This is a genomic window from Pseudoalteromonas sp. SR41-1 (assembly GCF_014164015.1).
Lineage (GTDB): Bacteria > Pseudomonadota > Gammaproteobacteria > Enterobacterales > Alteromonadaceae > Pseudoalteromonas > Pseudoalteromonas distincta.
In genome coordinates this window covers 19,298-33,082 of the sequence record NZ_JACJEK010000005.1, presented here as the reverse complement: position 1 = coordinate 33,082, position 13,785 = coordinate 19,298, and the positions used below count along the sequence as shown (strand labels likewise).

The following is a 13,785-nucleotide window of genomic DNA, read 5'->3' as shown; positions in this document are numbered from 1 at the left end:
TGATAAATAATATCCAATGAAAACTTTTGTAAACGCATTTAAAGACAGAGATACTTTAGTTCTATTTTTAGATCGCTTCATAATGGCTCTGAAAGGGCCATTAGTGATTATGGCTGTATTATTTAGTTTAAATGTGCAAGAGCAAGGTATCTGGTATACATTTATTAGTCTATCAGCTTTAAGCGGCATTGTTGAGTTGGGGTTTACTAGTATCATTACCCAATTTGTGAGTCATGAATACGCTTATTTAAAGAAAAAAAATGGTTTTTTAATTGGAAAGCGTAATTCGATCGACCGCGCGTTTGGTTTAGTCCGCTATGCTTTGAAGTTTTATTTGTATATTGTGCCTTTAGCTGTCGTACTTTTGGTATTTGTTGGTATTTACTTTTTTGAAAACGAAAGTGACTCGATAAAATTGGCTTGGATAATCTACTGTATTTTCAATGGTGTGAACTTATTCGTTAGTCTATTACAGGCAATTTATAAAGGTTTTGATAACATTTATGAGATTCATTTAACAATAGCGTACAGTAATTTAGTTTCTCTAACCGTAATTGTTGTTGGTTTGCTTTTAGGTGGTGGGGTTTTTACTTTACCTCTTTCAATCGCTTTTTACGTACTTACATCAGTAATACTATTAAAAAGATATGCGGGAAAGCTATGTGTACAAATATATAAGCATAACATTATAAATATCCATTCATGGAAAGAGGAAATAATAACCTTACAGTCTAAGTATGCTGTTAGCTTTCTATGTGGATATTTTATTTTTAATTTATATGTGCCAATAGCATATAAGTACCAAGGTGATGTGGTAGCAGGTCAATTAGGACTATCCATAACAATTGTTAAAGCTATTTCCACATTTTGTTATGTGTGGCTATTTTCAAAACTCCCAAAAATGAATATGTTAGCTGCTAAAGGTGAGCGTGTGGCTCTTTATAAATTATTCAAAGAGCGTTCATTGTTTACCTTAGGAACTTATATTGTGGGGGTATTTGCGATTATGCTGCTTGTTTATCTCGCTTCTTATTTTGAATTTTATAATAGCCGTATCTTAAGTTTTAGTAATATATTATTGCTCTGCTTCTCTGAGCTAAGTGTAGTATTGATGAGTATTTATGCTATTTATGTAAGAGCTCATAAATTAGAACCATTTAATATCCCTTCAATAATTACAGCACTGTCAACCGGTGCTATTGTTTTTATCTCGATGCAAGAGAAATCTATTTATCATATGTATATTTACGTGAACCTATTTCAGTGGTTAATAATGCTTCCTTTGTTTTTTTATTTTGGTAAAGAAGAGATGAATAAGTACTATTTAAAAAAGAGTAAGGGATTATAGTGAAAAATATCTTAATAATAGGTGCTTTGGGGTTTATTGGAAAAAATCTTATCGAAGAGCTTCAGTCTAAAAATGTTAATTTAGTTTTGTTGACTAGAAATCTAACTAATGCGCAGCAAAAAGTTAGAAATATGAATAATGTTGCTATTTTAAAATGCGATCTACAAGATATTGAAAATATAAAGAGTATTATTACTAACTACGAAATTGATACTGTAATTCACCTAGCAAGTGGATTAATACCTTCAAGCGACTTTAGTGATTTTAATCAAGAATTAAAAGAGGTTATAGAGCCTACGTATAAACTAATTCACTTACTAGCGTCTAAGAATATTAAGTTTGTTTACTTTTCGTCTGGGGGCACTATCTATGGAAATACTGACTCAGAAAGAGTATGTGAGACTAACGCCTTAAATCCAATAAATTACTATGGGTATAGCAAACTACTAATCGAAAATTTCATACGTTTTGTCGCTAGAAATAGTGATTTAAACTATTTAATATTACGACCATCTAATGTTTATGGAAGATACCAACCAAAAGATAGAAATCAAGGATTTATTGCTGTTGCAATCAATAAACTATCTACTAGCTCCCCTTTAACACTTTATGGAAAAGGGGAAATAATTAGAGATTATATAAATGTTATTGATCTTATTAATATCACTGTACAGCTATTAGACAAAGGTACTTCTAGAGAAGTAATTAATATTGGTTCTGGGACTGGAATGTCTCTTAATCAAATAATAGAAATAATCGAAAATATAACTAAGAATAAATTAATCATATTATCTGAAGAGAAGCGATTGGTTGATACAAAAAAGATAGTGCTGAATATTGATAAGTTAAATGGATATGTTAATTATACTCCTAAGAGCCTAAAGCAAGGAATTGAGGAGTTATTATATTGCAAGCAAATTTAATTTCTGAACAATTATCTATAGCAATACCTACTTATAATAGAGCTGATATTTTAAAAGAAAATATACTAAAAATGTTGCCAGAATTACGAGCATACAATATATGTATCTATATTTCTGATGATAGCTCAAACGATGATACATTAAGCATGGTTGAGTTACTGAAAAATACATACAATAATATTGTATATTGTAGAAATGTACCCTCTTTAGGCCATGATAGAAACTGCATAAGAACGCTGTCTATGCCAACGCAAGAATATATTTGGTATCTAGGTGATAGTATGTATATTGAAAATGGTGGTATAGCTCAGCTTTTACAAAAAATTAACGCTGTTAAATCGGATTTTTATGTAACAAATGTTCGAGAACGAAATTTCACACACCCAAGTCAAATATATACAGATACTAGACGATTGTTTTCTGAGTTAGCATGGCATTTAACTTTAACTGGCTGCTGTATATATAGGCGACAAGTTATAGAGCAGATTGATACAGTTGCTCTTGCTAAAAATTTCCCACAATCACAAATTATATTTAATAGAGTTGTAGAGTCTTGTAATTTAACTTTTATCGATGAAGTAAAAGTAGCTACAAATATTAATAAAGCTAAAAGTTACTGGGAAGCAGAAATATTCAATGTCTTTGCTAATGATTGGATTAGTCTGATTGATGGTGTTTATAAAGTAAATCCTGCTGCCTTTGAGCGTATTAAAGTTATAAAAAGTCATTCTAAGTATACAGGGATATTTGGGCTAAAAAATATGATCAAACTCAGGTTTTTAGGTATTTTAACGTTAAGTAGTTATTTGAAAAATAAGGATAATATAAAATTAGCATCGCACATTAATAAGTTTGCTATATGGGGGGTGTTATTCACTCCTCGCTTTATATTTATATTAATTAAATTTTTCCATGATCAAAAAATAATTTTGAAAAATAAATAGAAGCAGATCTCAGTGTAAGCTATATAATTTATTGTTTACATGCAGTTTTTATCTGATACCTAAGGTGTATATATCAAGATGGCCACAAATCTTTTAAGTTTGGTTGTTATATTTTACAAACCAGAGCGAGACCACATAAATAATGTTGTTAATTTATCAAAGGATTACAATGTTATTGTAGTTGATAACACTCCTGAACCTACGGAGTACAATTTTTGCAATTCAATCACTTTAATTACATTAAATGACAATGTAGGGATTGCTAAAGCTCTTAATATTGGAATAGATAGTGCTCAGCAACAAGGAAATAAATATTGTTTATTATTGGATCAAGATAGCGTACCTAAATCAGATTTGGTTAATGGCTTGGTTACATTTTATGAGGAACATGAAGCACCTAATGAAATTGCCTTGGTAGCGCCTTGCTATCATGATAAGGCATTAGGGCTTGACGCTGCGTTCATACAGAAACGAAAGTTTCTGATGGGAAGAGTCCCAGCAGATGGTGACAGCCCAATTGATGTTTCGTACGTAATAAGTTCAGGAACTTTAATTAATTTAGCCTGCTACAGTGAAATTGGCTCTATGAATGAAGAGCTGTTTATCGACTTTGTTGATATTGAGTGGTGTTTGCGTGCACACCAAAAAGGCTATAAAGTACTTGGCCTGCCTTGGCTAAAAATGGAACATGAAATAGGCGAAAAGCCAGTGATTTTTTTAGGGAAAAAATATGTGAATCACTCACCTATAAGACATTACTATTACTTCAGAAATATTTTTATGCTACTAAGGATGTCACACATCCCATTTCAGTGGAAAATTTCTGAATTACTTAAAATAGCCCCACGATTTTTTGTTTATGCTGTTTCTACTACAGATAAACCAGCACACATTAAACATATGTTAAAAGGTATTTATCATGGCGTGTTAGGTCGTTTTGGTAAGTTTAATGGTTAATTCTGTGTTGGAATATAATAAAAAAAACACCTTTTCGTTGAAAAAGTGTTTTGTACTCTTATTATATATTTCACTGTCTTTCTTATTATTTTTTTTTGTAAGAGACGTTGAAAATTCACAAGATTATGATAACTATTTAAGTTGGTACTTTAGCTCTATAAAGGAATCGAGTACAGGTAGCGTACTTTCAATTAAAGATCCCGCATTTTATTTTTTTTCTAACTTTTCTGCTTTATTTGATGGTGGTGTATATTTTGTAATTATTGTATTTGTTAGTATTTCAATATTTTCTAAAGTTTTTTTAATAGCAAAGTTCGATACAGCTATAATAGCCACATTCTCGCTATTATATTTCTGTAAGTTTTTTTTTACTTTAGAGTTAACTCAATTTAGAGCAGCGGCTGCAATTGGACTTTCCTTAGTTTCTTTATCTTTTTATATGGACAGGAAATTTTTCAGTAGTTTTTTTATACTGTTAATTTCATTGTGTTTTCATCTATCAGCTTTCCTAATTGTACTTACTATACCAATTTTATTTTTGGTTAAAAAAGATAAATACGAAAAAACTATCGTTTTACTTTTTATTTTTCTTATGCTCTTAGGTATTATGTTTCCTATGGACTTGAGTTTTTTCGTTTTCCTACCTGTTATTGGTGAACGATTGGTGCCATATTTCGATGCTTCATATGAAGTTGTTGCCTTGAGTCTACTTAACTCTTATTTACTAATTAAAATAACATTATATACTTTATATGTTTTGTGGTTTTATGTTTGGAGAGATGAAAAAGTAAAAAGCATGAATCGATATTATTTAAAGCTTTTCTTTTGTTTTTCCTGCTTAGGAACTTTTTTCTTTATATTTTTCCGATTAAACGATTCAATCGCTCTTAGGCTATCAGAATTTTTTTCTGTGTTCGATCTGCTTTTTTTTGCTTTCTTATCCAAAGTATTTTCTAAAGAATCTAAGGTTTATTTTCGGTTTTTTTTGCTTTTTTTAAGTTGCGCCTTTTTATATTCATCTATGAATTTAATTACTTAAATTCGTTGCTCTGTAAAAATAAAATTACTTTTAATTTAGTCTGAGTTATATGTTGTGTTAATCAGGGGGGATCTTTTTTGAGCAGTGAGGTTTTGTATTTTTATTAAAACTATTTTATGGAAGGAAAATGTCTAAAATAATTATCGGAATAGTCTCTCATGGCCATTACGAGTATATTTCAAAAAATGAAGAACTGTTAAAAATAGCTGAGCTCAATAATGTATATGTTGTTATAAAAGACAATATCAAAGAAGGTAAGCTTGAAAACTATGTTAAAACTCATGAGCTTGAATATGTGACCACTAATGAAATTTTAGGTTTTGGTGAAAATAATAACTTTATCTTTAATCATGCAAAACAAAAATTAAATGCAAATAATGAAGATTGGTTTATTATATTTAATCCAGATGTAGTTATTACACTCGATGAATTTAAAAAGCTTATAGTTAGTTTAACTGCTCAAAATGGAGCCTTTTTTGCCCCTAACCTTTTTAAAAGTGAAGAGTTAGTTGAAAGTGAAAATTCAGTACGTTATTTTCCAAAACTAACTAACTTGTTCAATCCATTTTTAATGAAGCCAATAAATTCACCTTACAATAAAGATATGTTAAATGAGGGCGATATTGTTGAGTGGGCATCAGGTGCTTTTTTATGTATAAAATGCTCTGCATTTGAGTTAGTAAGTGGCTTTAATGAAAAGTACTTTATGTATTATGAAGATGTAGATCTTTGTTATCGGTTAAATAAAGCAAATATTTCGCTTAGGTTTTTAAAGAATATAAGTGCTGTACATAAAGGCGAATACAAAAATAGAAGTATATTTTCAAAGCATTTTTTATGGTATCTGAATAGTTTAACTCGTTTTTTGTTTACGAAAAGGTAAGTATCGCTAGTGTATAATGTATTATTAACCGGTAGCACAGGTTTTGTTGGCCAGCACTTAATCCCTGAGTTAAAAGATGATTATGTGCTGAGCTATATTAATCGCTCAGATAATGGGTATCCTAATCAGCATATTGCTAATATTGACGCTGATTCTGATTACACTAGAGCGCTAAAAGAAATTAATGTAGTTATTCATTGCGCCGCACGCGTTCATATAATGGCCGAAAAATCTGAAAGCCCTCTAGATGAATTCAGGGCAGTAAATACTCAGGGGACATTAAATTTGGCTACTCAGGCTGCTCGTGCTGGTGTTAAACGTTTTATATTCGTAAGTACAATCAAAGTAAATGGGGAAAGTACAACAGGCAGATCCCCTTTTAACGAACAAGAAAACGCTCCAGAAGATCCATACGGCATTTCTAAAGCAGAGGCAGAGCAACAATTGCTAGTTTTAGGGAAACAAACAGGTATGGAAATAGTAATTATAAGGCCTCCTTTAGTATATGGTAAAGGGGTAAAAGCTAACTTTGCATCTCTAATGAGTTTAGTGAATAAAGGATTTCCTTTACCATTTAGGGCGATAAATAAAAATAAACGTAGCTTGGTGTCTGTTTATAATTTAGTTGACCTTATCAAGCTCTGTATAAAGCACCCTAATGCCATAAATCAAGTGTTTTTAGTAAGTGATGATCATGACCTGTCCACCGCTGAAATGATACAATTAATGGCCAAAGTTCAGGGTAAGTCAAACTTAGCGCTGCCAGTACCGCCGACGTTATTTTCCCTGGCTGGTTCATTACTAGGTAAAAAACAAGTAGTAGATCGTTTAATAGGGTCTCTACAAGTGGATATAACTTACACAAAAAATACACTTAATTGGGCACCACCATATTCAGTTGAAGATGGTTTTAAGTTCTCAGCAATAAATTAATAGGTTAATTAATGATTCGTATACTCGACATTTTGTTTTCATTAGCGGGTTTAGTGCTTGCTATGCCATTTTTAATAATTCTATACATTATTGGCCTCTTCGATACAGGCTCGCCTATATTTAAACAAGAGCGTGTTGGTAAGAATAAAAAACCTTTCACGTTAGTAAAGTTTAGAACAATGTCAGTAGATACTGCATCTGTAGCAAGTCATTTAGCAAGTACATCATCTATTACGCCATTTGGTAGCTTTTTACGTAGAACAAAGTTAGATGAGTTGCCCCAATTATGGAACGTATTAAAAGGTGAAATGAGTTTAGTGGGTCCTCGCCCAGGGCTGTTTAATCAAGACGAGCTAACAAAAGCTCGTGATGCTAAAAATATATATAATGTTCGCCCTGGTATTACAGGTTTAGCTCAAGTTAACGAGATTGATATGTCTACACCAGAGCTATTAGCTGAGACTGATTATAAAATGATTAGCACATTAAATTTAAAAAACTACTTTAGCTATATATTCCAAACTGTTGCAGGTAAGGGAAGCGGTGACAGAGTAAAATAGTAAGCTGCAGTAGTACAAAAAATTACAAAAAATAACCAAATACATAAAGACTATATAAATATTTACATATAGTCTTTATTTATTAAGTGCAATAGTTGTTCATCTTGTAGTAAAATTGTAATCAATAGAATAGTAGTCTTATCTGCTAGCTTCAGGGAAATGTATTGTGTCTTTAAAATTTTTAGTTAATTTACCTCGTCCTCAAAAAAGAATTATTTCTCTCCTCATCGACAGCGTATTTATAATTGTAGCTTTTTGGCTGGCTTTTTTATTAAGGCTAGACAGCACCGCCGTTTTAAAAAATACACATACTTGGATTTTATTATCAGCATTATTGCCGCTTAGTTTATTAAGCTTTGTAAAGCTTGGGCTCTACAGGGCTGTGCTGCGCTATATGAACACACAAGCCATGTGGGCTATTATTGCCGGTGTAGTACTTTCGACCGTTTATTTAACTATTTTATCTTTTTTTCTTAGTGCGCCAGTACCACGCACCGTTCCTTTTATTTATGCCAGCTTTTGTATTTTATTTGTTGGTGGTGCAAGGCTAACCGTGCGAGCTGTAGTTGGCCAAATAACTATGCGCCGCAAAGAAGGCGTAATTATTTATGGAGCAGGTTCTGCTGGCCGCCAATTAGCAACTGCCTTAGCAAATGGCCCTGAATACTCACCAGTCGCTTTTATAGACGACGATCCTAAAAAGCATTTATCGTTAATTCAAGGTATTTGTGTGCATGCACCGTCGCAAATTGCTGAAATTGCAAAGCAAAAGTGTGCAAATAAAATATTATTGGCACTACCAAGTACATCTCGCAGTCGTCGAAAAGAAGTACTTAACGCAATAGAAAAATTTAAATTACAAGTTATGACTGTTCCCGGCATGGCAGATATTGTTGCAGGGACAACGAATCTTGACGAAATCAAAGATGTTGAAATAGAAGACCTGTTAGGCCGTGATTCAGTTCAACCACGACAAGATTTAATGTCGGCAAATATAGCTAACAAAGCTGTGATGGTAACCGGTGCTGGCGGCTCTATAGGTTCAGAACTTTGTAGACAAATAATTAAGAACAGCCCGACTAAAATAGTGTTATTTGAGCTTTCTGAGTTTGCTTTATATGCTATAGAAAAAGAGTTGTCGGAGTACTGTGATACCAATAATTTAAATATAGAAGTACTACCAATACTGGGCTCTATTCAAAATAAAAAATTAGTTGAGTCAACATTTTCTACTTTTAGTGTTCAAACTGTCTATCATGCTGCTGCATATAAACATGTACCTTTAGTTGAGCATAATGTAGTTGAAGGCGTACGTAACAATGTTTATGGCACCTACAATGTAGCAACCGCTGCAATTTACACAAATGTAGAAACGTTTGTTTTGGTTTCCACAGATAAAGCAGTACGTCCAACTAATATAATGGGTACTACTAAGCGCATGGCAGAATTAGTACTGCAAGGGCTATCTGAAATCCAAGACACAACACGCTTTACCATGGTTCGATTTGGTAATGTTTTAGGTTCGTCTGGTTCTGTTGTACCGTTGTTTAGAAAACAAATTAAAGCAGGCGGCCCAATAACACTTACTCACCAAGATATAACCCGTTACTTTATGACAATACCAGAGGCTGCCCAGTTGGTTATTCAAGCGGGAGCAATGGGAGTTGGTAGTGACGTGTTTGTACTTGATATGGGAGAGCCTGTTAAAATTAAAGATTTAGCTGTTAAAATGGTTCATTTATCAGGGCTTGAAGTTAAACATGAAAAACGCCCAAATGGTGATATAGAAATAAAGTGCACAGGATTACGCCCAGGTGAAAAACTCTTTGAAGAGCTGCTCATCGGAGATAACGTTATTGGAACTGACCACCCAAGAATCCTAAGTGCACAAGAAGTTAAAATGCCTTGGTCTGAGCTCGACCCATTTTTAGATAAACTTAAAATTGCATGTGACGAGTCTGATCATCAAGAAATACGTAGACTACTTTTAACTGCACCTACAGCTTTTTCACCAACTGACGGTATTTGTGACTTAAACTGGAAACAAAAATTTAATAATCAAACGAATGTTACAGTTTTACCAAACGTAAGTGGCTCCTAAAGCGAATAGATTGCAATAGTTTGATGTTTTTAGGGAATGAAATGCCTACGTGGATTACCCCTCGGTGTATGGTGACCATGTAAGCGTCTTGCTTGCTGGCGCACTAAAAGCGCAGCTTTACGTATTTATTAAATTGCGCGAGCAAGCTTCACGCCTACGTGTATTTTTATCTTCGGCGTATGTAACCATGTAGGCGTCTTGCTTGCAGGCGCATTAAAAGCGCAGCTTTTATATATTTATTAAATTGCTACGTGGATTTCCCCCCTCGGTATAGTGATAATGTAGGCCCCTTGCTTGCTGGCGCACTAAAAGCGCAGCTTTACGTATTTATTAAATTGCGCGAGCAAGCTTCACGCCTACGTGTATTTTTATCTTCGGCGTATGTAACCATGTAGGCGCCTTGCTTGCTGGCGCATTAAAGCTACCGCTTTTATGTATTCATCAAATTGCGAGAGCAAGCTTAACCCCTACGCGAATTTTTCATCCTCGGTGTAGTGACCATGTAGGCGTCTTGCTTGCTGGCGCATTAAAAGCGCAGCTTTTACATATTCATCAAATTGCGATAACAAGCTTCTCGCCTACGCGAATTTTTCATCCTCGATGTAATGACCATGTAGGCGTCTTGCTTGCTGGCGCATTAAAAGCGCAGCTTTTACGTATTCATCAAATAGCGTGAGCAAGCTTCACGTTTACGCGAATTTTTCATCCTCGGTGTAGTGACCATGTAGGCGCCTTGCTTGCTGGCGCACTAAAAGCGCAGCTTTACGTATTTATCAAATTGCGTGAGCAAGCTTCACGCCTACGTGGATTATTATCCTAGGTGTTTGGTGACTATGTAGGCGCCTTGCTTGCTGGCGCTTTAAAGCCACCGCTTTACAAGTAAACACAATCCCAATATGGGTATTTCTTTATGTTGTCCACTAAGCCAGCACGTAAAGGGTTTGCGACTATATACCTCGCTTGACCTATTAAATCTTCATTATTTCTTATTTTGTGGTCATAGTAATTTGATTGCCATATCCTTCCATGCGTACCGCTATGTTTATTAAGTCTATAAGTTGTAATGTTTTTAAAATTCCTAACTAGGTTTGAAAGGTTAAGGCTACTATTTAACTGTAAAATCCAATGTATATGATCAGGCATGATTACGTAGCAGATAGTATTAAGTGAATTGTTTTTTGAAAATTTAATGAGTTCACTCGCAATTAACCGTGCACATAAAAAGTTAGCAAATAATGGCTTACGAAAATCACAACAAATTGTAATAGAGTAATAAGCGTTTACCGAAGTGCAGCGTCCTTTTAAACGTTTATGTGTGTTAGCCATATAATTAATTTCCATTTGAATAAATTAAATTGCGCGAGCAAGCTTCACGCCTACGTGGATTTTTCATCCTCGGTGTAGTGACCATATAGGCGCCTTATTTGCTGGCGCACTAAAAGCGCAGCTTTTACGTATTTATTAAATTGCGTGAGCAAGCTTCACGCCTACAATTTACCAATCTCTATTTTAACTTCACTACTTAATACCTCTTTGTACCTTGCTGCTAAGGCGTTTTTTGCATCATCATCGCCATGTACAATTTTTATATGGCTTGGCTTTTTATACATACCCGTTACAAACTTAATTAATCCGTTTTGATCGGCATGGGCACTGTACCCGCTAATTGTATGTACTTTTGCGTTTATAGTAATGCGAGCATCATTTATAAAAACATACCCATTACGCGGGCCATATTTTTGAATTTCGCGGCCTAACGTTTTGTTTCCTTGGTAACCTACAAACAATACATCGGTGGTTTTGTCATTTAAAAATCGCTCAAGATAATTAACTATACGCCCACCAGTGCACATACCGCTTGCTGCTAATATTATGGCTGGTGTTGGCCGCGAACTTAAATAGTTGATAATAGCCAAATGCTCTTTGTGTGAATCAACCGTAGTTAGTTTTTTAAAATCGAGCGGGTGCCTACCGTTTGCAACTTTGCGTTTGGCCTCGCTATCCCATAGGTATTTAAACTTTTTGTATTGCTCAGTAAAATTGGCTGCCATAGGGGAGTCGAGTATTACGTGAATGTCTCGCCACTTAGACTTTTTAGATGAGCTATGTATGAGTTGCTCCAGCTCATATAGCAGCTCTTGTGTACGCCCAATACTAAAAGCTGGCACTAACACCACGCCATTATCGCTAACAGCGCGTTCGATAATGTTTTTTAGCGTTTGAGTGCGCTCTTTACGGCCTTGATGGTTTTTATCGCCGTAGGTTGATTCAATAACTAGAGTGTCGGCTTTGTAGGGCGGCTTAGGCGAAGGGAGTAGCGGGGTATATGGCGCGCCTAAGTCTCCCGAAAATACAACGCAATGTTTGTTGTTATCGCTATTTGTAACATCAATTTCAACGTAGGCAGAACCTAATATATGGCCTGCACGCTGAAACCTTGCTTTAGCTTTACTGGGCCCTTTGCAAGGTAGTTCAAACCACGTTTTATAGTCAACAGCTACTATGCGTTTATTCAATAAGCTTAAGCAGGCAGCTATAATTTTAGGGTCGCGGGTTACACCCACTTTTAAAGCATCTTCTATTACTAAAGGTAATAAGCTGGCCGATGCAATACTTGTAAAAATAGAGCCCTTAAAACCGGCTGCTAATAAGTAAGGAATTCGGCCAACATGGTCAATATGGCAATGGGTAACAATAAGGGCAGTAACATGGGTAATATTAAACTCAATTGAAAGGTCGGCTTTTGAGTCTTCGCCTTGAAATAATCCGCAATCAACAAGCACACTTGTTTGCTTGTTAACTACCAGCTCGTGGCACGAACCAGTAACCCCATTAACCGCTCCGTGGTGAAGTATTTGCATTGTGCTTCCTTGTCATCAATTTGTTACATTGAATTTTAAGGTAGAAGTAAAGCCATAATTATTCAAGGTATAACGCTTGGGCTAAATTAATAACCTTACCTAGAAGCATTTACCCACCTCGTAGGTGCGAATTTATTTCGCGCTCATGCTTAATATTTTTTTAAAAATATTAATTAAAGTTTTTAATAAATTTTCGCGGCTAAACTTTTGTTTAGCCCAATCTAAACATGGCTTTATAGGTACTAAACTAGCGTCAAGGCCTTTACTCCCTTTAAACTCAATAACAATATTTGTTAAAGTGAGTGGCTATTAACCGCTAAGGCTTATTTACATAAGTACTCTATGTTGGCTATAATGCCGGCGTTGTTTAGTTTGTAATTGTATTTTTTGCAATTTAGTTGTGTATTAAGGGCTACTATGGAATGTTGGTATTTAGTCGTATGCAAACCTAAGCAAGAAGAGCGAGCTAAAACTAACTTGCAAAATCAAGGGATTGAAGCGTTTTACCCCCAATTAACTACCGAAAGGTTGGTTAAAGGTCGTCGGACCGTCAAACACACCGCTTTATTCCCTAATTATTTATTTGTATGCCTTGAATCAAAAAATGGTAACTTTTCTGCTGTAAAAAACACCCGTGGAATAGGTGGTTTTGTTTCTTATGGGGCAAGTTATCAGTTGGTTTCTAAGCACATAATTGACCATTTAAAAAATGAACGTGCACACACTACTGAATCACAAATACCAAAAACAGGTGATGTAGTAAATGTTAACAACGATTCATTCAGTAATATACAAGCAATATACAAAGAGCCCGATGGCGACTTGCGCAGTATTTTACTAATTAACTTACTTAATCAAAAAATTGAAGTAAGTGTAGATAATAAAGATATTAAGCAATAATAACTAAAAACGTAGCAGCGGCTTTATGCCGCGAAAAAATAGTTTTTATATCAGTAACTAGGAACTGTAACCTAAGGGCGGAAGCGTGCCTAAAGCACTTAAAACACCGTGGTTAAATTAACTTGTAGACGCGCAGCTTGCTGGCGTGACGAGCAAAGCTCGTAATAAGGTCTATTCACAAAGAGGTTAAGAGCGCACTGCGCTTTAGAGAAGTAAGCAGCCATAGAGTACTTATTTAAATGGCTCCTCATTCATTTCTCTTTGTACAATTGGTGATGAATGCGTTAAGTGTTTTACTAAAAACGGCTTTCAATTAAATTTTTTCATAAATAACTT

Annotated in this window: 15 protein-coding genes; 12 read left to right on the top strand and 3 right to left on the bottom strand. The window is 34.6% G+C overall.

What is annotated here, in order from left to right; translation table 11 throughout:
* Positions 1 to 16 precede the first annotated feature (16 nt).
* The 11 genes from H5118_RS05400 (at position 17) to H5118_RS05350 (ending at position 10,364) form a co-directional block, all read left to right on the top strand.
* On the top strand, positions 17 to 1,348 hold the full coding sequence (locus H5118_RS05400; protein ID WP_182748078.1) for a hypothetical protein: 1,332 nt from the start codon (positions 17 to 19) through the stop codon (positions 1,346 to 1,348).
* Positions 1,348 to 2,271: an NAD-dependent epimerase/dehydratase family protein gene (locus tag H5118_RS05395; protein ID WP_182748077.1), complete on the top strand. Its 924-nt coding sequence runs from the start codon at positions 1,348 to 1,350 to the stop codon at positions 2,269 to 2,271. Before H5118_RS05400 ends, H5118_RS05395 begins: the two co-directional genes overlap by 1 nt.
* Positions 2,256 to 3,215, top strand: a complete 960-nt coding sequence (locus H5118_RS05390; protein WP_182748076.1) for a glycosyltransferase — start codon at positions 2,256 to 2,258, stop codon at positions 3,213 to 3,215. Before H5118_RS05395 ends, H5118_RS05390 begins: the two co-directional genes overlap by 16 nt.
* A 78-nt stretch (positions 3,216 to 3,293) precedes the next feature.
* Positions 3,294 to 4,172, top strand: a complete 879-nt coding sequence (locus H5118_RS05385) for a glycosyltransferase family 2 protein (protein WP_182748074.1) — start codon at positions 3,294 to 3,296, stop codon at positions 4,170 to 4,172.
* Positions 4,165 to 5,211 carry an EpsG family protein gene (locus H5118_RS05380; protein WP_182748072.1) on the top strand — a complete coding sequence of 349 codons (1,047 nt, stop codon included), beginning with the start codon at positions 4,165 to 4,167 and terminating at the stop codon, positions 5,209 to 5,211. The genes H5118_RS05385 and H5118_RS05380 overlap by 8 nt, the downstream gene beginning before the upstream one ends.
* 127 nt (positions 5,212 to 5,338) lie before the next feature.
* Positions 5,339 to 6,094, top strand: coding sequence for a glycosyltransferase family 2 protein (locus tag H5118_RS05375; RefSeq protein WP_182748070.1), 756 nt, complete (start codon positions 5,339 to 5,341; stop codon positions 6,092 to 6,094).
* A gap of 9 nt (positions 6,095 to 6,103) precedes the next feature.
* Positions 6,104 to 7,027 (top strand): SDR family oxidoreductase, encoded by a 924-nt coding sequence (locus H5118_RS05370; protein ID WP_182748068.1) that lies wholly within the window; start codon positions 6,104 to 6,106, stop codon positions 7,025 to 7,027.
* 11 nt (positions 7,028 to 7,038) lie between these two features.
* A complete protein-coding gene (locus H5118_RS05365) occupies positions 7,039 to 7,587 on the top strand; it encodes a sugar transferase (RefSeq protein WP_182748066.1) in 549 nt (182 codons plus the stop codon).
* A 166-nt stretch (positions 7,588 to 7,753) separates the two neighbouring features.
* Positions 7,754 to 9,688: a nucleoside-diphosphate sugar epimerase/dehydratase gene (locus H5118_RS05360; RefSeq protein ID WP_182748064.1), complete on the top strand. Its 1,935-nt coding sequence runs from the start codon at positions 7,754 to 7,756 to the stop codon at positions 9,686 to 9,688.
* A 49-nt stretch (positions 9,689 to 9,737) separates the two neighbouring features.
* Positions 9,738 to 9,881, top strand: a complete 144-nt coding sequence (locus H5118_RS05355; RefSeq protein ID WP_182748063.1) for a hypothetical protein — start codon at positions 9,738 to 9,740, stop codon at positions 9,879 to 9,881.
* Positions 9,882 to 10,088: 207 nt separating this feature from the next.
* On the top strand, positions 10,089 to 10,364 hold the full coding sequence (locus H5118_RS05350) for a hypothetical protein (RefSeq protein ID WP_182736676.1): 276 nt from the start codon (positions 10,089 to 10,091) through the stop codon (positions 10,362 to 10,364).
* Between the two features lie 197 nt (positions 10,365 to 10,561).
* Here H5118_RS05350 and H5118_RS05345 read toward each other — a convergent pair whose 3' ends face one another.
* Both H5118_RS05345 and H5118_RS05340 read right to left on the bottom strand, forming a co-directional pair.
* Positions 10,562 to 11,014: an REP-associated tyrosine transposase gene (locus H5118_RS05345; RefSeq protein WP_182712107.1), complete on the bottom strand. Its 453-nt coding sequence runs from the start codon at positions 11,012 to 11,014 to the stop codon at positions 10,562 to 10,564.
* 161 nt (positions 11,015 to 11,175) lie between these two features.
* The gene (locus tag H5118_RS05340) at positions 11,176 to 12,549 is read right to left on the bottom strand and encodes an MBL fold metallo-hydrolase RNA specificity domain-containing protein (RefSeq protein ID WP_182748061.1); all 1,374 of its coding nucleotides are present in this window, start codon (positions 12,547 to 12,549) and stop codon (positions 11,176 to 11,178) included.
* 417 nt (positions 12,550 to 12,966) lie between these two features.
* Here H5118_RS05340 and rfaH point away from each other — a divergent pair, with 417 nt between their 5' ends.
* Positions 12,967 to 13,449, top strand: coding sequence for a transcription/translation regulatory transformer protein RfaH (gene rfaH / locus H5118_RS05335; RefSeq protein WP_182748059.1), 483 nt, complete (start codon positions 12,967 to 12,969; stop codon positions 13,447 to 13,449).
* Between the two features lie 98 nt (positions 13,450 to 13,547).
* On the opposite strand, the gene H5118_RS05330 is transcribed toward rfaH, so the two are convergent.
* Positions 13,548 to 13,700 carry a hypothetical protein gene (locus H5118_RS05330; protein ID WP_182748057.1) on the bottom strand — a complete coding sequence of 51 codons (153 nt, stop codon included), beginning with the start codon at positions 13,698 to 13,700 and terminating at the stop codon, positions 13,548 to 13,550.
* Positions 13,701 to 13,785 lie beyond the last annotated feature (85 nt).